This window comes from Microbulbifer mixtoriginis (SeqCode), from assembly GCF_052467945.1.
The window spans coordinates 2,230,410-2,246,759 of record NZ_CP174328.1; the positions used below are offsets into that span (position 1 = coordinate 2,230,410).

At 49.5% G+C, this 16,350-nt stretch carries 28 protein-coding genes and 3 tRNA genes; 16 read left to right on the forward strand and 15 right to left on the reverse strand.

Annotated elements, in window-relative coordinates:
• Positions 1–39 precede the first annotated feature (39 nt).
• From ACJJIJ_RS09840 to ACJJIJ_RS09855, 4 genes are read right to left on the reverse strand one after another with little or no spacing between them, the layout of a single operon-like run.
• Positions 40–777: a hypothetical protein gene (locus tag ACJJIJ_RS09840; protein ID WP_444939436.1), complete on the reverse strand. Its 738-nt coding sequence runs from the start codon at positions 775–777 to the stop codon at positions 40–42.
• Positions 767–976: a holin gene (locus ACJJIJ_RS09845; RefSeq protein WP_444939437.1), complete on the reverse strand. Its 210-nt coding sequence runs from the start codon at positions 974–976 to the stop codon at positions 767–769. The genes ACJJIJ_RS09840 and ACJJIJ_RS09845 overlap by 11 nt, the downstream gene beginning before the upstream one ends.
• Positions 973–1,341, reverse strand: a complete 369-nt coding sequence (locus tag ACJJIJ_RS09850; protein WP_444939438.1) for a 3TM-type holin — start codon at positions 1,339–1,341, stop codon at positions 973–975. Before ACJJIJ_RS09850 ends, ACJJIJ_RS09845 begins: the two co-directional genes overlap by 4 nt.
• Positions 1,341–1,718 carry a D-Ala-D-Ala carboxypeptidase family metallohydrolase gene (locus ACJJIJ_RS09855; protein ID WP_444939439.1) on the reverse strand — a complete coding sequence of 126 codons (378 nt, stop codon included), beginning with the start codon at positions 1,716–1,718 and terminating at the stop codon, positions 1,341–1,343. The genes ACJJIJ_RS09850 and ACJJIJ_RS09855 overlap by 1 nt, the downstream gene beginning before the upstream one ends.
• A 257-nt stretch (positions 1,719–1,975) precedes the next feature.
• Between ACJJIJ_RS09855 and ACJJIJ_RS09860 the strand changes: the two genes are divergently transcribed.
• Positions 1,976–2,653, forward strand: a complete 678-nt coding sequence (locus tag ACJJIJ_RS09860; protein WP_444939440.1) for an outer membrane beta-barrel protein — start codon at positions 1,976–1,978, stop codon at positions 2,651–2,653.
• A 173-nt stretch (positions 2,654–2,826) separates the two neighbouring features.
• Here the strand turns inward: ACJJIJ_RS09860 and ACJJIJ_RS09865 are convergent, their stop codons facing one another.
• Positions 2,827–3,489 carry a hypothetical protein gene (locus ACJJIJ_RS09865; RefSeq protein WP_444939441.1) on the reverse strand — a complete coding sequence of 221 codons (663 nt, stop codon included), beginning with the start codon at positions 3,487–3,489 and terminating at the stop codon, positions 2,827–2,829.
• Positions 3,490–3,813: 324 nt separating this feature from the next.
• Positions 3,814–4,512, reverse strand: coding sequence for a helix-turn-helix domain-containing protein (locus ACJJIJ_RS09870; RefSeq protein ID WP_444939442.1), 699 nt, complete (start codon positions 4,510–4,512; stop codon positions 3,814–3,816).
• On the opposite strand from ACJJIJ_RS09870, the gene ACJJIJ_RS09875 reads away from it, so the two are divergent.
• Complete coding sequence (locus ACJJIJ_RS09875; protein ID WP_444939443.1) at positions 4,484–4,894, forward strand: LexA family protein; 411 nt, start codon at positions 4,484–4,486, stop codon at positions 4,892–4,894. The genes ACJJIJ_RS09870 and ACJJIJ_RS09875 overlap by 29 nt on opposite strands.
• A gap of 45 nt (positions 4,895–4,939) precedes the next feature.
• Here ACJJIJ_RS09875 and ACJJIJ_RS09880 read toward each other — a convergent pair whose 3' ends face one another.
• The gene (locus ACJJIJ_RS09880) at positions 4,940–5,404 is read right to left on the reverse strand and encodes a hypothetical protein (protein WP_444939444.1); all 465 of its coding nucleotides are present in this window, start codon (positions 5,402–5,404) and stop codon (positions 4,940–4,942) included.
• A 130-nt stretch (positions 5,405–5,534) separates the two neighbouring features.
• On the opposite strand from ACJJIJ_RS09880, the gene ACJJIJ_RS09885 reads away from it, so the two are divergent.
• The 11 genes from ACJJIJ_RS09885 (at position 5,535) to ACJJIJ_RS21080 (ending at position 9,959) form a co-directional block, all read left to right on the forward strand.
• Positions 5,535–5,702, forward strand: coding sequence for a LuxR C-terminal-related transcriptional regulator (locus ACJJIJ_RS09885; protein WP_444939445.1), 168 nt, complete (start codon positions 5,535–5,537; stop codon positions 5,700–5,702).
• Positions 5,703–5,712: 10 nt separating this feature from the next.
• On the forward strand, positions 5,713–5,874 hold the full coding sequence (locus tag ACJJIJ_RS09890; RefSeq protein WP_444939446.1) for a hypothetical protein: 162 nt from the start codon (positions 5,713–5,715) through the stop codon (positions 5,872–5,874).
• A complete protein-coding gene (locus ACJJIJ_RS09895; RefSeq protein ID WP_444939447.1) occupies positions 5,871–6,056 on the forward strand; it encodes a hypothetical protein in 186 nt (61 codons plus the stop codon). The genes ACJJIJ_RS09890 and ACJJIJ_RS09895 overlap by 4 nt, the downstream gene beginning before the upstream one ends.
• Positions 6,053–6,355, forward strand: coding sequence for a DUF7673 family protein (locus ACJJIJ_RS09900; RefSeq protein ID WP_444939448.1), 303 nt, complete (start codon positions 6,053–6,055; stop codon positions 6,353–6,355). Before ACJJIJ_RS09895 ends, ACJJIJ_RS09900 begins: the two co-directional genes overlap by 4 nt.
• Before the next feature lie 168 nt (positions 6,356–6,523).
• Positions 6,524–6,688 (forward strand): hypothetical protein, encoded by a 165-nt coding sequence (locus ACJJIJ_RS09905; RefSeq protein WP_444939449.1) that lies wholly within the window; start codon positions 6,524–6,526, stop codon positions 6,686–6,688.
• Entirely contained in the window at positions 6,685–6,972 is a 288-nt protein-coding gene (locus ACJJIJ_RS09910; RefSeq protein ID WP_444939450.1) for a phage antirepressor KilAC domain-containing protein, read from the forward strand. The genes ACJJIJ_RS09905 and ACJJIJ_RS09910 overlap by 4 nt, the downstream gene beginning before the upstream one ends.
• An 89-nt stretch (positions 6,973–7,061) precedes the next feature.
• Positions 7,062–7,334, forward strand: coding sequence for a hypothetical protein (locus ACJJIJ_RS09915; protein ID WP_444939451.1), 273 nt, complete (start codon positions 7,062–7,064; stop codon positions 7,332–7,334).
• A gap of 77 nt (positions 7,335–7,411) precedes the next feature.
• The gene (locus ACJJIJ_RS09920; RefSeq protein WP_444939452.1) at positions 7,412–7,651 is read left to right on the forward strand and encodes a hypothetical protein; all 240 of its coding nucleotides are present in this window, start codon (positions 7,412–7,414) and stop codon (positions 7,649–7,651) included.
• The gene (locus ACJJIJ_RS09925) at positions 7,651–8,703 is read left to right on the forward strand and encodes a tyrosine-type recombinase/integrase (RefSeq protein ID WP_444939453.1); all 1,053 of its coding nucleotides are present in this window, start codon (positions 7,651–7,653) and stop codon (positions 8,701–8,703) included. The genes ACJJIJ_RS09920 and ACJJIJ_RS09925 overlap by 1 nt, the downstream gene beginning before the upstream one ends.
• Before the next feature lie 108 nt (positions 8,704–8,811).
• Positions 8,812–9,111 carry a hypothetical protein gene (locus tag ACJJIJ_RS09930; RefSeq protein ID WP_444939454.1) on the forward strand — a complete coding sequence of 100 codons (300 nt, stop codon included), beginning with the start codon at positions 8,812–8,814 and terminating at the stop codon, positions 9,109–9,111.
• Positions 9,112–9,116: 5 nt separating this feature from the next.
• Positions 9,117–9,959, forward strand: coding sequence for a PIN domain-containing protein (locus ACJJIJ_RS21080; RefSeq protein WP_507011603.1), 843 nt, complete (start codon positions 9,117–9,119; stop codon positions 9,957–9,959).
• A gap of 437 nt (positions 9,960–10,396) precedes the next feature.
• Here ACJJIJ_RS21080 and ACJJIJ_RS09945 read toward each other — a convergent pair whose 3' ends face one another.
• The 5 genes from ACJJIJ_RS09945 to ACJJIJ_RS09965 all read right to left on the reverse strand — a co-directional run bounded on the left by ACJJIJ_RS09945 (position 10,397) and on the right by ACJJIJ_RS09965 (position 11,426).
• A complete protein-coding gene (locus tag ACJJIJ_RS09945; RefSeq protein ID WP_444939456.1) occupies positions 10,397–10,636 on the reverse strand; it encodes a hypothetical protein in 240 nt (79 codons plus the stop codon).
• Positions 10,637–10,684: 48 nt separating this feature from the next.
• The gene (locus ACJJIJ_RS09950; protein WP_444939457.1) at positions 10,685–10,858 is read right to left on the reverse strand and encodes a hypothetical protein; all 174 of its coding nucleotides are present in this window, start codon (positions 10,856–10,858) and stop codon (positions 10,685–10,687) included.
• 205 nt (positions 10,859–11,063) lie between these two features.
• A tRNA-His gene (locus ACJJIJ_RS09955) sits at positions 11,064–11,139 on the reverse strand.
• 115 nt (positions 11,140–11,254) lie between these two features.
• Positions 11,255–11,331: transfer RNA gene (locus tag ACJJIJ_RS09960), tRNA-Arg, on the reverse strand.
• Positions 11,332–11,349: 18 nt separating this feature from the next.
• Positions 11,350–11,426 (reverse strand) — tRNA-Pro (locus ACJJIJ_RS09965).
• Between the two features lie 340 nt (positions 11,427–11,766).
• On the opposite strand from ACJJIJ_RS09965, the gene folD reads away from it, so the two are divergent.
• Genes folD through ACJJIJ_RS09980 form a run of 3 tightly spaced genes read left to right on the forward strand, consistent with a single transcriptional unit; the run spans position 11,767 to position 14,328 of the window.
• Complete coding sequence (folD, locus tag ACJJIJ_RS09970; RefSeq protein WP_252082087.1) at positions 11,767–12,612, forward strand: bifunctional methylenetetrahydrofolate dehydrogenase/methenyltetrahydrofolate cyclohydrolase FolD; 846 nt, start codon at positions 11,767–11,769, stop codon at positions 12,610–12,612.
• Complete coding sequence (gene rsuA, locus ACJJIJ_RS09975; RefSeq protein ID WP_252082088.1) at positions 12,605–13,309, forward strand: 16S rRNA pseudouridine(516) synthase RsuA; 705 nt, start codon at positions 12,605–12,607, stop codon at positions 13,307–13,309. The genes folD and rsuA overlap by 8 nt, the downstream gene beginning before the upstream one ends.
• Positions 13,310–13,347: 38 nt before the next feature.
• Positions 13,348–14,328, forward strand: a complete 981-nt coding sequence (locus tag ACJJIJ_RS09980; protein ID WP_444939458.1) for a class I SAM-dependent methyltransferase — start codon at positions 13,348–13,350, stop codon at positions 14,326–14,328.
• Between the two features lie 87 nt (positions 14,329–14,415).
• Here ACJJIJ_RS09980 and ACJJIJ_RS09985 read toward each other — a convergent pair whose 3' ends face one another.
• From ACJJIJ_RS09985 to msrC, 3 genes are all read right to left on the reverse strand, one after another.
• Positions 14,416–14,871, reverse strand: coding sequence for a hypothetical protein (locus ACJJIJ_RS09985; protein WP_152453116.1), 456 nt, complete (start codon positions 14,869–14,871; stop codon positions 14,416–14,418).
• A 140-nt stretch (positions 14,872–15,011) separates the two neighbouring features.
• Positions 15,012–15,758 (reverse strand): methyltransferase domain-containing protein, encoded by a 747-nt coding sequence (locus ACJJIJ_RS09990; protein WP_444939459.1) that lies wholly within the window; start codon positions 15,756–15,758, stop codon positions 15,012–15,014.
• A complete protein-coding gene (gene msrC / locus ACJJIJ_RS09995; protein ID WP_252082091.1) occupies positions 15,758–16,231 on the reverse strand; it encodes a free L-methionine (R)-S-oxide reductase MsrC in 474 nt (157 codons plus the stop codon). Before msrC ends, ACJJIJ_RS09990 begins: the two co-directional genes overlap by 1 nt.
• Positions 16,232–16,350 lie beyond the last annotated feature (119 nt).

Below are 16,350 nucleotides of genomic sequence, written 5' to 3' on the forward strand. Positions count from 1 at the left end.
CCGAATTACCCGTGTGCTGAGTTTCTCAGGAGGACCCGTTCAACGTTGTTTGGCCGTTGCAATTGCTCGATCCATTGCTTTATCTAGTTCAACTGGAAGGTGCCGCCGCGCTATACCTTCGGCAATACGAAAGAAAGGAAAACGCTTGCGGTATTCTGGTTTCTTCTTCACGAAGATAAGAATGGGCCTAACGGATCGGCGACGCTTGTACCCTACTCTCTGCCACACTCCCAAGGTGCCTTCAATCTTCCCTACAAAGTAGCCCTTTGTGATGCCCCGCTTGGCCTTACTGCGCTTACTGTTAGTTGCGTTCTGCGTTGGATCACGGCTGGCCCGCACTTGTGACAGGATCTTGCTATAAGTGCCGCCCGAGATATTGCCGTGTTTATTCAACCTAGCCCCTTCACCATGCATTGCATACATTCCTGCAGGTAGTAAGCCCGCATGGCGCAAAGCCCGCTCGAACCTCTTCACATTGCGGTCAATACCAAGTATGGCTGGCGCTAAGTATTTACTCGGCGGCGTCCCCTTGGTTGCCTCATCACGAATAAAGACTTTGGCAATACCAGAACGCTTCGTGGCTTTCTTTACCAATACAGAGTTCAGCGTTAACTTTGCAGGGTTTGTAAATACACGCCCCATAGCTGAGCGCTCTTCTCCCCGTATACGAAAGGCCACGTTATTTAGGGCAACCGAGCTGGCATAAGGCAATTGCTTTTTCAATTCAGCAGATGCTCGATCAAACTTTGAAGTATCCAGCTTTACACTAACGTCCATCGTCCCCGCCCTGCTGCTCCTGCAGCTTCAAGCGCTTATGGTTGTAATACCAATTAACCATTAAACCTACCGCAGCTATCAGCACACCAGCAAGGCCAAGCCAGTTGTTAGCAAGCCAACCCGCAAAAGTTCCCGCACCAATGGCAGTCATATAGCCAGCCTTATCCGCTATTTCTCTGAGGGCATCCTGAAGTGTCATGACTGCTTCCAGGCAATAGTTGCCTTCTCAACGCTGCGCCCCACGACATAACCACCGAGGCCGATTTTTACTATTTCCAGAAGTGCAAGAGTCTGGTTCTCGCTGAGGTTTGGCGCTGTCCACCCCAGCCAATGAAAGACGATCAGTCCCACGAATGTGAGCATTGTTACTGGCCGCCAGTTTCTTTGTAGCCATGACTCTCCCCCAGCTTCTGTAGTGATTACCTGGGTAGCCGCTCTCAGCTCCTCCAGGTCCATTGAGATTAACTTTGAATCCACCTGCGCCTTTAGGCGATTGGCTTCTGTCTTATCCGGGAATGCCTTGTCTATGACCTTGCCGAATAAGTCGGATATAGCGGAAATCATTAGTAGCTCCACACCGTAGGGCGCGCACGCTCGCCAGGAATTGAATCAAGGTCATCCAAATGAATAAACCGCCTTTTGACCGGCCCTTTCTGCTTCACCCCTATACCGGTGAACCCCTCTTCTAAGGCAATTTTCATAAGCTGATGCGCCCCGCCAACAGCCACAGAAACATCAACAGCCTGCCCGGTGGAATGGGTCATGGTCGCATTTAATCTGGCGTTATGAGCTGGGCAGCGGTAACCGGAATTAATAATCATCGGTTTGCCTAAACGCCCTCTAACTAGAATTAACCGATCGAGCGTTTCATCTTTGAAATGATTTTTGCCACAACAACGACAGGCCAATTCCGACTCTTTGAAGTAGTCATTCTGGAACATAGTGTCTCGGTGTTTAAATGTTGAAAAGTGGAGAAAGCCAAACCTGGGGTATTGGATTTATTTTTGACTGAGGCGCTTGGCTGTTGCATTATGCGCAAAAAAATTGGGAGCTGATATGTTCTGCCTGCTGTTAAAGCAATTATCCCTTGACACCTTCCTGCAGTAAATTACGCGGTTTCAGCTGTACTACCACAGAAGTTTTACCAGCGCCTACTTTCGAATTAGACAGCCCTTTTGCATTTATTTAAGGATATTTTTTGAACAGACTAATTCTTGCCTCCGCCATCCTCTTTTCTGCATCCAACGTAATGGCAACGGAAAGTAATTTTTATCTTAGATCTTCTTATGGAAAGGTAGACACAGATTTTTCCTCACGTGAAACTCAAGAAACACTAGGTGTAGAGCTTTCTAACCCTAAGGGTTGGTCCGTAGCTTTAGGTTACCGCCTGAACAACTTCATCTCCCTTGAAGCTGGGTATGCAGATCTAGGGGATGCTAATGGCAGTGACACTGACATTACGGGATATTCACATGACTATGATTTTGGCCCCTACACCTACCGCCGTGAAGAAAACAGGGAGAGAATCCTCAGCTTAAAATCAAAAATGCTGGGTATGTTACTAACCACAGATATAACCAAAGATTTTTATGCTGGAGTTCGCACAGGGCTTCACTCGTGGGATGCGGATTTGAAACATAAAAGTTCTCTCAACATTCAACATGTTTGGGCTGATAACAATGGAAATGTATTAGATATTGAGGGTACTGGCTATAAAGTCTCTGGCAAAGATGGCACACAAGATGAAGATCTTTACTATGGAATTTCCGCTGGATGGAACTACAACAACTGGAGCCTTAGCTTAGAGCATACTATTTTTAACATGGACAAAGAGAAACCCAGCCTTTCTTCCCTTGCCCTGACCTACAATTTTTAAAGACATTTTTCAGCAGCCGAGCCGGCTGTTGATTTTCCCTGTGATAGCTTGCCAATCTATCGGGCGATGCCCTCGCTCACTCAGGCACAAAAAACCGGCTCAGTGGCCGGTTTAATTTTGCAAAGCAGAAAAACTGCACGCTAGGGAATTTATACCTACTCAGGACAAAGCTGTCAACAAGCGGCTTTAAGCCGCCCTCTGTACTCCTGCACAATCTCAGAAATAGGCCCTAAAGCTCTTGCGGGTAAAGAGTCCAAACGCCGCTGCAAACGTTTCCAAATTTTTACCCACTCCCCATCCCAACGCTTTTTATCACATCCTAAAATTGTCCGCGCATGGCCCAGATCTATTAATCGACCATTTACATCGCGCAACGCACACGCATTAATACAAAATAGCGCCAGCTGGCTAACCTTTTCTCGCGGGTGCGGTTCCTGCCACTTGTCGAACTCACTCATCAAGTATTTCAGTAGTGTCGCTCGCTCTTTGACTCTTGAGGCTGGCGGGGCGTAGGCGGCCATGCCCCAGTAGTATGCCAACGGATCACTCACTCGCAGCTTGGCAACTGCATCTTGAATTAAGCCCTTTTCACAGGCATCCATAATGCGGTTGCCGCTGTCCCTGGCCCCAGGGGTTTCTTTCGCGCTGACTCTTGGAGCATCCACTCGGCAAATTACCTGATTGGCCCTACCCTGCACCTCTCCGCAAATTACAACTTTTCGCCCTCGCCCAGCTGAGGTAACCGTACTTCTGCCACCCATGGCTTCATAATCAAATGCAGCTGTGGAGCTATCAAAGGCGTCGTGCCACGCTTGTCTAGCACTATCGAATCTCATGTCATGCCCCCCAAGCAATTTTCAAGTAACCAAAAACCAGCCAAGCACCCCATCACGCCGCCTGCGGCATGCTCTCGTAGTACTCCTGAAATCGCCTTTCGGCTGCGTGCAGATTGTCTCGGTGATACGTGCCCAGATAATTTATATGACCCTGGTTTATCCAGAATTGGGTCAGCACCGTATTCGCGAACACAACCTCCACGAGGTGAGCGTACTTGGTGCGGAATACGGCTAGAGGGCTGATGGGGTTGGTTGTGGAAATCCTTTCGGTGGCCTCTGGGATGGTGACTGTGCACATGGTGAGCTCTCCTTGGTGATTGGGTTTTACCAATTGATATCCGTTGAGATTTCTACTGCGCTGAGGTTTCGAGTAAGCCGCTGCCCTGACGCCCGAGGTTGAGGTGCGAAGTACTTCTCGCGTTTTAGCCAGTTGCGCCAGGTGGCGAGCCAATCGAGTTTTACGCCCCTCTGCCCGGGCTGGGATATCCAGTAATCGCGGAAACTTTCGAAAATGTCGTGGATTCTGTGGATCAGGTCTGGGCGGAGGCGTTGGGCTTCGGTGCGGAATTTGTCCGTGAGAACCAAGTTTCCAGGCAAGCGTGTGCCGCGTTTTGAGTTGGCGCGATTTGGAACTGTGCCTCTCTCTACTGGTTTCTTATTGGTTCTTACTGCTTCTATAGAGAAGGACGTGTTGTCATTTTCACCGGTTCGTGTTTTATTTTCACCGGTGAAATCATTACACCGGTTTACGTGTAAAAAGAGGTCATAATTGGTCCTGCGCCCGTTGGATTTTTCGGCGCTCAGGTAGCCCAGCTCTTCCAACTCTTCCAACTCTTCCAACTCTTCGATAGCATTAATCACAGAACGCTTTGTGCATTGCGCAACATCAGCCAGGTAAGCATTGCCCGGGTCACACTGCCCGGTATCACTGTTATGGCAATCGGCCAACGCGATTAAAACCAGCTTTGCTGTTGGTGTTCTGGTCCTGCGTTTAATGGCCCATGCCGCAGCTTCAAAGCTCACCACCCACCTCCTGTATAAATTTCCATGTAGCGCAGTAGATCTATTAGAGCCCGGGGAAGCCGAAGCTTCGCTGCCCTGCCCCGGTACTCACTCAGGCCTCTCTTACGCATTACGAGTAAATGGTGATAGCATGACTAGCCTTTACCCAGGCCAGCGCTCTTATCCAGAAGGGACAATCATTTTTGTCGACCCCGACAAACCTCTGACCAATGGCTGCCGAGTTATCGCCAAAATAAATGGTGAGGTCATCTTCAAAAGCTATGCAGAAGACATGGGCCATATTTATCTACGCCCCATCAACCCAACCTACTCTCCGATGGAAGTTACAGGCAAAATTATATCCTTTTGTGGCGTAATTATTAGCTCCTACACCCCTAAGTAGGACAAAAAAAAGCCCGCATTAGCGGGCCTTTCTGAATGCTGAGAGTCACAACAGAATTTTTTTGACCATCTCAACTTCAATAACACCCCGAGAAACACAGTTCAAAGTGAGATCTTGTGCCGGCTTCCCCGGTAAGTATTCGCCCTGAATGTTTGAACGAACAATCACATCCCTATCATCAACAACCACATTAAAGGCAACTTCTGTCTTGGTGTAATTATCCTCTAAATAATCTCTGCCCTCGTTAGCACCACAATTGGCCTGCTCAGGCGTAAGTTTCCAGTTTTTTAGGGTTGTAGAGATATAACCCGCCTCTAAATCAGAGGATAAAATCTGAAACCCATCCCTCAACAAAGCTTGCCTCGCCTTACTCAATACCTCTTGTTTTGTTGAAAGGTGCTCTAAAGCAAAGTACTCACTGATAAACACTGGCGTCTGGTTCGTTGCAGTACAGCCACCAAGGCCAGTCGCTAGCAGAACTCCTACTACTGCATGTCTTATTTTTTTCATTCTTATCCTCCGTGATAAGCGCTCCCTGAGCATATCAAGGTGAAAACCTTTTAAGAAATTAACTTACGACTATTGACCAGACAATTTACTTTCGGCTACTGCAATTATTAACCAAGGACAAGGCATCAAAATGCACACAGCCAGCAATCTAAAGCGATTGGCGCCACGCGAAGCTGAAGCGCTTACATATCGTTCCCGTGGGCTCTCCAACAAAGAGGCCTCCGAAGCTATGCAGTGCTCTGTAGCGAATGTCATCAACTTACTGGCGGAATGCTTTTACAAGCTGCATCCGCAATAACACTGAAGCGGTGGCCAAAGCGGTAAAGCACGGATTGATTCAATTCGCCCTGCTCGCCTGCGTACTCAGCGGTATGGGAGTTGATGCTCAAGACCAATTACGCACCCGCTTCCAGCACCGCCCCACAGTTCGAACCATTCGCATCCGCAACAACCGGGAGGGAATCGCATGACCGCCACCGTGTTTGTACATCCAACGGCCATAAGCAAAAACGATGTTGATCGCCTCAAACACCGCATCGATATCGCCAACCCCGATCGCAAAACCCACATCCGTTTAGTGCAGCCAAAACCCACTTTTGCACGGCCAACACAAAACAATAACTGGCCACCATTTGGAGGCGATGCCGCATGAATACTTTATACCCAACCCTGAGCGTGGAAACTCTGCTCCGCGTTGCCAACGGATACTCCGGTGCTAGTGCAATTGCCGCACAGGTGTTGCTTTCGGCTTGGAACAGCAACGATTTTACGGTTCCCGTTGCCGAGTTATCGCTACTTGATGGGGAGAACTATCAGCACGCCCTCAACGTGATGACACTTCGCTATCAAGGCAAGGAGCCCCAAAACGTAATCGCACAGGGCGATAAAAAATTTCACACCCTTTGTGTCGAGTGGTCTCACCTTGAAACCCAGAGGAAAGGCGCAGCATGAACCAGCCGCAGCAGCTACCGCGAATACACTGCACCCACTGCGGAAAACCCACAGAACTAGTATTCAACGGGAAGCTGTTATTGCGTGGCTGGAGTTGTCAGCTTTGCAAATACTGGGAGCCGGCAATTGGCCGGGAAAGAAAGTTCAAGAAAGTGGTAGGCACAAACCATGAATGAGTTTTCCCAGCTCTTGCAAATCACCCAAGACCTAATGGCCACGGTAGAAGCCCAGCGGTTACAAATAAACGGTATGCACGAGCAGATAGCCGCTCTCTCCGAAGCTATTCAGGGCCAACCATCAAAACAAAACTTGAAGGACCAGGAGGCAGCGTGAAAAAGGAAAAACTCTTCACCATCACCCAGGCCGCCCGAACTTTAGAAATGGGCAGAAACAACCTGTTAAAAGTCCTACGAAATAGCGACCTTTTGCATAGCCGTGAACCTATGCGCAACTCACCGACAAAGTCCGCCGTACAGCAGGGGCTACTGGTTGCAGAGAATGCTGAATATAGCCGTGGCCCGGTGAATGTGCCGTATATCAATACCAAAGTGACATCGAAAGGCATGGTGTGGATTCGGGATCTGATCGAAAAGAACTCCATCTCCCAAGCCAGCTAGAAATTTAACCGCGCCCCGGCGCATTCAGTCAGAGGTAACCATCCTTGGGCTGCCGGTATGGAGCCCATTTTTAAAAACGGGAAAATCTAATGAAAAGATACGCACTGCTTACTGGCTCCTACAACCTATTGATGGGCGGCATCAAAGATTTCAAACACCCCTACGCCACAGAAGAAGAGGCCTTCGAAGAAGTGCATCGCATCGCTCAAAATGACCCGTTTACCGACTGGGCACAGATATTCGACAAGAAAACCGACAAGGCAAAAATTTATCGCATAGTCGATAAGAAAGTCATTGAAGAGAAACCCAAAGACTGCCCTAACTCAGAATCAAAACCCCAGGTAGAACCGCAGTACGCCTGAGCTCAACTAAAGATAGCTTTCTCAGCCCGCCAAACGCGGGCTTTTTAGGTAGAAGACAACAACGCGAGGGATGTGCGATGGGTAACTTGCTAACCAAGCATGAGATAGGCCGACTCACGGGCGCTAGCGCCGAAAATGCCGAGGAGCAAAAGCGTATTCTCGATGCCAATCGAATTCCCTATGTGCTGAAAAAAGACCGGTCCCCTGCACTCACCTGGGAAATGGTTAATCAAGCCATTCTGGCCCGAGGGGCCTCAAAACCTGACTTAGCCGGTGTTAACCTACCCCCAGGCTTTAACCTTGGAGCAGCAAGCTAATGGGCAGAAGGCGCAACCCCGAAAATGCATGGATGCCACCTTACGTTGTCCGCTACCCTCGCGGATACCGCGTAAGGCGCAGAGGCTGGCCTATACAGCATCTAGCCGACCTCAACGCTAGCAAATCAGAAGTGTGGTCCGCTTACGAAAAGTATCAGGCAGGATTGGTACAAAAGACATTCACCCTCACAGACCTAACAGAACTCTACTTCGCCTCCCCTCAATACACTAAGCACATCAAGCCTCAAACCCAGAAAGATTATCACCGCTATAGCTTGCGTATCTTGGCGGTATTTGGGGAAATGGAACCGGATAACATCACCTCCCCTCTGGTACAGATGTTCCTTGATGCCCGTGGAGCCGAACATCCCACAGCCGCAAACCGCGAGAAAACATTCCTCGGCATTGTTATGAAGTGGGGTAAAGCCAGAGGATTCGTGAAGATTGAAGACCCAACGGCGGTAGTTAAAAGCCTGAAAGAGAAAGCAGGTGGGCGCTACGTAGAAGACTGGGAGTACCAAGCCTTCTGGCAATGGCTGGGCGATCGCGGCCATGTGATGCACCAGTGCGCTATGGAAATCAGCTACCTTTGCGCTGCAAGACAACAAGATGTACTCGCCCTCACCCGCGCAGAGATTCAAGAAGACGGCCTGTTGATTGTGCAAGCCAAGACGGGAAAAGCCCAGTTAAAACTTTGGAGCTCAGCGCTCAAAGAAGCTGTCGATCGCGCAGTAGCCAATAACACAGAAGCACAAATCCAAACCACCCATATCATCCGCAGCCGCGTTGGCCGCGCCTACACCCGCACCGGGTTCAATGCTATATGGCTTCGCGAGCAGAGAGCTGCCCTAGCGTCTGGCGCAATCAAACAGCGCTTTCGCTTCCATGATTTGAAAATCAAAGCGGCCAGTGACTTTGATGGCGATGTTCAAAAATTCACCGGACATAGGACTCGATCAATGACGGAGAGGTATAACCGCACCGCCGATAGAGTAGCCAGCTTAGAGCGTAATAAGCCCACACTCCCCCCTACATATAAGTCAACTCTTTAAATTCCAACAAAACCCAATTAACATCATTAATTACCTTTTGGCGCCAACCTAACCAGCCAAAATGATTTGCCCCAAAAGTAAACGCGGGACAAAAATAACTACAGAGTTTTGTTAAAAAATCCAGAAGACAGTAAAACGATTATGGTAGCCCTAACCAAGAAAATAATTGAATGTCATGATATTTTTGTTGATACAAATATTCTTTTCAATGCCGATAAATCTTTAGTTGCCAACCCCGAATTTGATACTTTCTGGCAAGAACACTCACCCAGGCTCGAACTTTATTTAAAAATTCCTTCGGTAGTAATTGGAGAACTTCTATATCAACAAACATCATCCTCATTACGAACCTTAAAGAAAGCAAACGATGAAATAGAAAAACTAAAAAAAATTACTCCCACCAAGTAACAGATATACGAGTAAAAAAAGAGGTTAAGGCACGCCTTGATCGCTGGGTCAAAAGCAAAAAAGCCAAAGTTATTCCAACGCCTACCGACTCAATTGACTGGGATGACATCATTGACAAATCAATCTGGAGGATCCCTCCATTCTCAGAGGAGACCGGCAATAAAAAACCAAAAAGTGCTGAAAAAAATGAAAAAGGTTTTAGGGATGTATTAATTTTTGAAACCTTAAAAAAGTATATCTCCGACAACCCTGAAAAACATATAATATTTCTAAGTGCGGACAATCTTCTCAGAGATACCGCCGAAAAAGAATTCAAAAAAAACACGCTCATAAAAGTTATGTCATCATTAGATGACGTTGAATCTTACTTTCGTCTTCTTCATCAAGATTTCACAGACTCTTTTGTGAGTTCAATTATTGACAAGGCAACCAGAAAATTCCTTGGCAAAGATAATAAAACCGGGCTAGCAATAGATCACAGTATTTCGGAAATTTTGGCCAATCTAGCTAGCGACATAAGGCAAGACCCTCGTAAGATAGCTGATCCATCGAGCAACTTCCATGAGCCAGACACAAAGTGGGAACCCAAAAGCGGGGGATATTTTACCAGACATGGAAAATCTCAGTTTGTTGCCCTAGAAGGAGATCACACCTTTCTCTGGAAGGAAGATGTTAGCTTCGAAAAAACCTTTGAAATGACATCCTGGGATGACCAGAAACAAGATGTCCTACTAATAATAAATTTTGAAATAGACTGGAAATCAAATGTTTCAGAGACAGGACGATTCACCCAAGTAACTTATATAGATGCAAAAATCACCGACTCAAAACTTGAGCATTTGGAGTAAGGGTAATTTTCTAGAAACTATTAAAATTAACAAATATCATCAAACAAGCCTCAGCTATAAGCCATAGCGCTTATAGCCCCCTTCAATCTTCACATCTGAATAAAGAAAAAATTCCCAAGCTATCCGCAACTTTCCCTTTTACAACTTAGTTTTTAACACTTATTAAGCCACCTCATTACTTTTCGCTTGAGTATCTGGCCCTATCTTATACAGCCAAGGTGGATATTTAGTAACTCTGAACACCTCACAATCCAGATACACCCAACCACCAAAGACCCAAGTAGGCTTGAGCATTGACACCTAAGAAATCGGCAAGGGGGCGAATCTGGATATTAAAACTAAAGTTAAAAACTAATCCAAATACGACCTCGAACTTATTGAAGCCACGAAATTGTATGGAACAGCTAAGACTGATAAGGCCCGCATGACTTATCCCCCTACCACCGATAAGCAAACTTCAACTTGATACCATATCGCTCATCTTCAAAGTACCACTCACCACTATCGCTAACACCGACATAAATATCGCCACCTATTACCCATGAAGATTCAGAAAACCCTAGAAAATAGTAGTTGTAGAGCAAGGAAATCCCATGATAGCGAGCCATGTCATCACCTGTACTATCGTAACCAACAGACCCCAGGAATGTTCCCAGAGAGTGGCGATCGGAAGACACTAAGCGCTCCCAACCAATGCCATAACCTTCGGACCAACCGGTATGCCCTCAGTAGCCCAACAAACCCAAAGCGACAAAGTATTTATCTTCACCCCGGTTAATTGCGTACTTTGCCCCGAGCCCGCCATGGTCCTCACCCAAACCTAATGAAAAATTTAAGCTCCCAGAAGCAGAGGCGAACATAGAGCAAGTTAGGAAAAAGACGGACAGCAGATACTTCATTGCAGCTCCAAGCTACTTCTTAGTGATTTCAACAGGGGAGGGGGAGATTTTTACCGCCAGATGGACATGGCTCAAGACCTGTCAAAATTAAACCTCAACATTGATTGAGGCCAAAATTGGCACCAGGAATTGGCACCGCGGGGCCAAAAACTAAAAAACCCCGCACTAGGCGAGGTTTTAAGTCCTTGATAAACAAGGAAGAATCTGGGGTGGCCGACGGGGATCGAACCCGCGACCTCAGGAGCCACAATCCTGTGCTCTACCAACTGAGCTACGGCCACCATAAAAGTGATATACTTCAGCACCTTGTGGCAGTACTGATTGCCGGATATCTCTTGCAGCCAATCTGGCTTCAGACCAAGTCCTTTTTGCCAAACCAGCACCATCTTGTGAAGATGGCACGCCCGGCAGGACTCGAACCTGCGACCATCCGCTTAGAAGGCGGATGCTCTATCCAGCTGAGCTACGGGCGCAAGGTGAACCCGGAAAATTGGTCGGGGCAGAGGGATTCGAACCCCCGACATCCTGCTCCCAAAGCAGGCGCGCTACCAGACTGCGCTATGCCCCGTTTTTCCAATCATTCGCACCTCTTTGACCCTGTTAACCGTCCCGTAGGTGGTTGTGTAAGTCGCTGTAGCTGCGAAGTGCGTGCATAGTAATGATACCCCCGGCCCATGTCAACGCTTCTAAGCTATTATTTTTAAAGAAGTTTATCCTTTTGCCTATCTGGGCCCAGAAGTGGCGAAATTATTTCCAACCTGTGCGAAAATGGCGCACTTCGCAAATCCGACCGGATAAAAAGTAAGCGTTTTTAAAAATCGCCTGCTTCCGCCCTTCTATATACAGTAGGTGCTGGAGCAGACTCCGGTCTATTAGCCATCGATTTTTTATTGTTAGAGATAGCATCTATGTCTGCACTGGTTCTGGACGGCAAGGCCCTGGCACAGAAAACTGAAGAAGAACTCTCGGCTCGGGTAGCCGTACTAAAAGAGAAGAGCGGTGGGCAAACGCCAATCCTGGCGACCATCCTGGTGGGTGATGACCCCGCTTCAGCTACCTATGTAAAGATGAAGGGCAATGCTTGCCGCCGTATCGGCATGGATTCCATGCAGGTGGAACTGCCCTCCTCCACCACCACTGAAGAGTTACTCGCCAAGATTGAGGCGCTCAACGCCAACCCCAACGTCCACGGTATCCTACTTCAGCACCCGGTGCCGGCACAGATCGATGAGCGTGCCTGTTTCGACGCGATTAGTCTGGAGAAAGATGTAGATGGCGTGACCTGCCTTGGCTTTGGCCGTATGGCCATGGGTGAAGAGGCCTATGGCTGTGCAACCCCTAAAGGCATTATGCGCCTGCTGGAAGCCTACAATATCGAAATGGAAGGCAAGCACGCCGTAGTTGTGGGCCGGAGCCCTATCCTGGGTAAGCCGATGGCTGCCATGTTGTTGAACGCCAACGCCACCGTAACTATCTGCCACTCCCGCACTCAAGATCTGGCCGAACATATCCGCCGCGCCGATATCGTAGTGGGCGCCGTGGGCAAACCGGAGTTTATTAAGGCTGAGTGGATTAAAGATAGCGCTGTAGTTGTGGATGCCGGCTACCACCCAGGCGGTGTGGGCGATATTGAACTGGGCCCGCTCACTGAGCGCGTTGCCGCCTACACCCCGGTGCCCGGCGGTGTTGGCCCAATGACCATCAATACCCTGATCTACCAATCTGTCGATTCCGGTGAACGCAAGATTGGCTAGTTCTATACGGTTGGATAAGGCGGTCAGCCAGGTGACTGACCTCTCCCGTTCCGATGTGAAGCGCGCCGCCAAGGCGGAGCGCATCAGCGTTAACGGCGAGGTCATCACCGATCCGGCCGCCAAGGTACAGGCCAGCGATGCACTGTACCTGGACGGCGAGCCCCTGCACGAACCGGGGCCACGCTACATTATGTTGAACAAGCCCCTGGGCTATGTAAGCGCGACCAAAGATGGCGAACACCCTACGGTGCTGGACCTGATTGACGAGCCCAACAAAGCCAGGCTACATATCGCCGGGCGCCTGGATATCGATACCACCGGGCTGGTGCTACTCACCGATGATGGCCAGTGGTCACACAAAGTGACCTCGCCGAACCACCACTGTGAGAAAACCTATTACGCTCTGCTGGCAGAGAAAATTGAGGAAGATGCGGTGGCAAAGTTTGCCAAAGGTATCTGGCTCAACAATGAAAAGAAAAGAACCAAGCCGGCCAAGCTTGAGATTCTCTACGCTAACGAGGTGCGCATCACTATCGGTGAGGGCCGCTACCACCAGGTCAAGCGTATGTTTGCCGCCCTGGGCAACCGGGTAATCGAACTGCACCGGGAGAGAATCGGCGATATCTTCCTGGATGAAGAGCTCCAGGAAGGCGAATACCGGCTGTTAACTTCTGAAGAAATCGCTTCGGTACAATAAAGACTATGTCCTCGCTTCTCCTCCAGGAAATCTCACAGGTGCCGAGTGAAACCCTGTGGATCGCCGATGAAAACAGCAAGCCTTTACTACAGCCGGGCTTTCACTTCGAAGGTGACCTCCTTACCAACCGCTGGGATATTGCCGAGCTGGCCCAGGGTAAGGTTGGGCGCAGCTTCTATAACGACTTTCACCTTGAAGAGCTGGATCGCCGCTACCGCCGCATTGTTTATTCGGTCTCCAAGGAAAAAGCCGTCGTTCACCATATTATCAACCAGGCCCCACGGTTTCTCGGTGAGGGCGGTGAACTGGTGTTGTTAGGGGAAAAGCAGAGCGGCATTAAAAGCTACGCGGCTAAAGTTGCCGAGCGCCTGGATGGCGGTAAAAATCTGCAAAAGTACGGCAACGATTATTGCAGTGTAAACCGGGTGGAGCATCCCCAGGGTGGAACACCTATCGGTGAGGAGGATTACCCACAGCTACGCAGCCTGCCGGAGCTTGGGGGGCTTTATAGCAAGCCCGGTCTGTTTGGCTGGAATAAGATTGATAAGGGCAGCGCCCTGCTGGCCCAACAGCTCACCACCGAGCTTCCCAAGGAAGGTGCCCAAGTTATCGACCTCGGCTGTGGCTACGGTTATCTCAGTGCCCGACTAGCATCACTGGGGAGCTTCCACTTTACCGCTATCGACAATAATGCCGCAGCCCTACTCGCCTGTAAGAAAAATTTTCAAACTCAGGGTATCAAGGGCGTCGTTCTGCCCTCCGATGCCGGGGCAGAGCTGGAAAGCGGTGCTGCGGACCTGGTGCTGTGCAACCCGCCCTTCCACCAGGGATTCCAGGTGGAAGGCGATCTTACCGATCGCTTTTTGCAACAGAGCGCACGGTTATTGAAAATAACCGGTACGGCACTCTTTGTGGTGAATGAGTTTATTCCGCTGTCCAAGAAGGGGCCGCGTTACTTTTCTGAGGTGCAGTTGATCACCAAAGAAAAAGGCTTCTGTGTATACCGGCTGCGCCCTTAGGGCGCAGTTTGCCGGCGTTTATCTAAATTAGGCGAGCAGTCGCCAGGAGACAAAAATCAAATTTGCGGACCAGCTGAGTCGGTAGAATTAGTAGTCGCGCAAATTAAACAGGTTCATCGAGAGGGTGTGCTCCTCCAGCTCTTCCAATTGTCGCAAGCGCTCGAAGGCTTCACGCGCCGAGGGAGTCTCCGCCCCCTGGGCCAGATCCCGGTATTGGTCAGCCAGATAAATCTCAATATCCATAGCCAGTTTGGCAATGTCATCTAGATTATCTATATCGATACTGCGCAGGCGCTGCAGAAACTCCTTCTCGCGCCCTTCCGGGGCAAATTGCACCCAGGTGTGCAAGGCACCTGGCGGCAAATCGGCGTGGAAGTTCTCCAGTGAATGCTTCATGGAGTCTTCCCGTCGTCGAAGCTGATCTAGGAGCAGCTCAACCCGCTTGTTGGTGGCAAGCTGCTCATACTCTTCGTATTGCAGCGCCAATTTGGCATGAAAATCCCTTCCTTCCTGAATAACTTCCTCAACTGTTTTGTACCGCATTAACGAGCCCTGGAGTAATAAGTCGCTAATGTCAGTATAGACAGGCAGTGAGAAAGGGCGCCAACAACACCCAACAAAAAAACGACAGTGGCAGTTTTCTCTTTGCCTATCGAGCCGCCAGGGCGCTCCAGACAGATAACTCAACGCAGAAGTCGATGATGAGCATACAGGCGACAACTGGGGCTACCGGGATTGATTTTGGCTGGAACGCGCTTCTTCAGCTCCGCCAGTGAAAGCGTGTTCCTGCTCACCGCCAGAATATGATTTTCGTATTGGGGCATGTAGGCCATCCAGGCGCCACGCAGACGGCTGCGCAAAGCCTTTTGACGCCAGGCACTGTCTCGGAGCTCCTGAAGATCGCCAAAGTTACTCACTAAAACCCCATCCCGATGCAATAGGCGCATCAAGTTGGCGCACCATTCTTGACTTGCGGGCACGGCGCGCTGTGCCACCCCCTGAAAATGACCAAATAAGTCATCGATTACCAGATCAAACGGCTCAGCAGAGGGGTTTTGCAGGTAATCTGCCACATACTCTTTGGCATCGGCATGTACCAGCTCTACATCCTTAACTCCGAAGAAGCGGCGGGCCACCTTTAGGTGAACCGGGTCCAGGTCCACCCCAACAATACGTTTCGCCGAGGTGTAAGCCTGTAACAAGCGGATCAAGGCACCGCCCCCAACACCTAATAACAATACAGAGTTCAGACGCTTCTCGGGTAGAAAGAAGGCCGGCAGCAGAAGCAGCTCCCACAGGGAGCCCTTAAGGGGATCGCGGGGATTCCACTGGGAATGGAAAACCCCATTGCTGTACAAACGTACGCTGGCGCCGTGGTTGCGCACCTCATAACAGGTGTCTCCCACCTGCTTCTGCCACAGTAGTGCCATTAGCTTTGTGGCAGGTCTGAAGATTTCAGCAGTACTTGGGCAAAGCCCTGTAAGCCAGCCAGATCTTCTGCGGTGAAACGGGCAACGGTCGGGCTATCGATATCGAGCACCCCAAGGCAGTGGCCGTTATTATCATAAAGTGGAACGACCACTTCAGAAGCAGAAACCGCATCGCAGGCGATATGGCCTGGAAACTGGTGCACATCCTCTACCAGTTGAGACTCTCCGCTGGATACTGCCGTACCGCAAACTCCGGCACCTACGGGAATACGAGTACAGGCGGGCTTGCCCTGAAAGGGTCCCAGACGCAGTTCATCACCATGCAAAAAGTAGAAGCCCGCCCAATTGATATCCTCCAACTCCATAAACAACAGAGCGCTGGCATTGGCAGTATTGGCCAGCCAATCCCTCTCGGCAGATAGCAGACCTTCGAGTTGACTATTGAGCGATGAGTAGAATTTATTTAACGACATGGCCGGATCGCCCCCTCACAATCAGTGGCTATAAAACGCGTTTGCCAGACACAGCAAACCCGCGAAATACCTGGCGTATTGTGTGCCAAGAGGCAGGTATTTTGCGGGCTTTACAGCAG

What these genes read in the sequence shown, in the direction of transcription:
- ACJJIJ_RS09840 (WP_444939436.1), bottom strand. Translation starts at nt 777, where the DNA reads ATGGACGTTAGTGTAAAGCTGGATACTTCAAAGTTTGATCGAGCATCT.
- ACJJIJ_RS09845 (WP_444939437.1), bottom strand. Translation starts at nt 976, where the DNA reads ATGACACTTCAGGATGCCCTCAGAGAAATAGCGGATAAGGCTGGCTAT.
- ACJJIJ_RS09850 (WP_444939438.1), bottom strand. Translation starts at nt 1,341, where the DNA reads ATGATTTCCGCTATATCCGACTTATTCGGCAAGGTCATAGACAAGGCA.
- ACJJIJ_RS09855 (WP_444939439.1), bottom strand. Translation starts at nt 1,718, where the DNA reads ATGTTCCAGAATGACTACTTCAAAGAGTCGGAATTGGCCTGTCGTTGT.
- ACJJIJ_RS09865 (WP_444939441.1), bottom strand. Translation starts at nt 3,489, where the DNA reads ATGAGATTCGATAGTGCTAGACAAGCGTGGCACGACGCCTTTGATAGC.
- ACJJIJ_RS09875 (WP_444939443.1), top strand. Translation starts at nt 4,484, where the DNA reads ATGGCCCATGCCGCAGCTTCAAAGCTCACCACCCACCTCCTGTATAAA.
- ACJJIJ_RS09880 (WP_444939444.1), bottom strand. Translation starts at nt 5,404, where the DNA reads ATGAAAAAAATAAGACATGCAGTAGTAGGAGTTCTGCTAGCGACTGGC.
- ACJJIJ_RS09885 (WP_444939445.1), top strand. Translation starts at nt 5,535, where the DNA reads ATGCACACAGCCAGCAATCTAAAGCGATTGGCGCCACGCGAAGCTGAA.
- ACJJIJ_RS09895 (WP_444939447.1), top strand. Translation starts at nt 5,871, where the DNA reads ATGACCGCCACCGTGTTTGTACATCCAACGGCCATAAGCAAAAACGAT.
- ACJJIJ_RS09900 (WP_444939448.1), top strand. Translation starts at nt 6,053, where the DNA reads ATGAATACTTTATACCCAACCCTGAGCGTGGAAACTCTGCTCCGCGTT.
- ACJJIJ_RS09905 (WP_444939449.1), top strand. Translation starts at nt 6,524, where the DNA reads ATGAATGAGTTTTCCCAGCTCTTGCAAATCACCCAAGACCTAATGGCC.
- ACJJIJ_RS09915 (WP_444939451.1), top strand. Translation starts at nt 7,062, where the DNA reads ATGAAAAGATACGCACTGCTTACTGGCTCCTACAACCTATTGATGGGC.
- ACJJIJ_RS09920 (WP_444939452.1), top strand. Translation starts at nt 7,412, where the DNA reads ATGGGTAACTTGCTAACCAAGCATGAGATAGGCCGACTCACGGGCGCT.
- ACJJIJ_RS09925 (WP_444939453.1), top strand. Translation starts at nt 7,651, where the DNA reads ATGGGCAGAAGGCGCAACCCCGAAAATGCATGGATGCCACCTTACGTT.
- ACJJIJ_RS09950 (WP_444939457.1), bottom strand. Translation starts at nt 10,858, where the DNA reads ATGAAGTATCTGCTGTCCGTCTTTTTCCTAACTTGCTCTATGTTCGCC.
- folD (WP_252082087.1), top strand. Translation starts at nt 11,767, where the DNA reads ATGTCTGCACTGGTTCTGGACGGCAAGGCCCTGGCACAGAAAACTGAA.
- ACJJIJ_RS09985 (WP_152453116.1), bottom strand. Translation starts at nt 14,871, where the DNA reads ATGCGGTACAAAACAGTTGAGGAAGTTATTCAGGAAGGAAGGGATTTT.
- ACJJIJ_RS09990 (WP_444939459.1), bottom strand. Translation starts at nt 15,758, where the DNA reads ATGGCACTACTGTGGCAGAAGCAGGTGGGAGACACCTGTTATGAGGTG.
- msrC (WP_252082091.1), bottom strand. Translation starts at nt 16,231, where the DNA reads ATGTCGTTAAATAAATTCTACTCATCGCTCAATAGTCAACTCGAAGGT.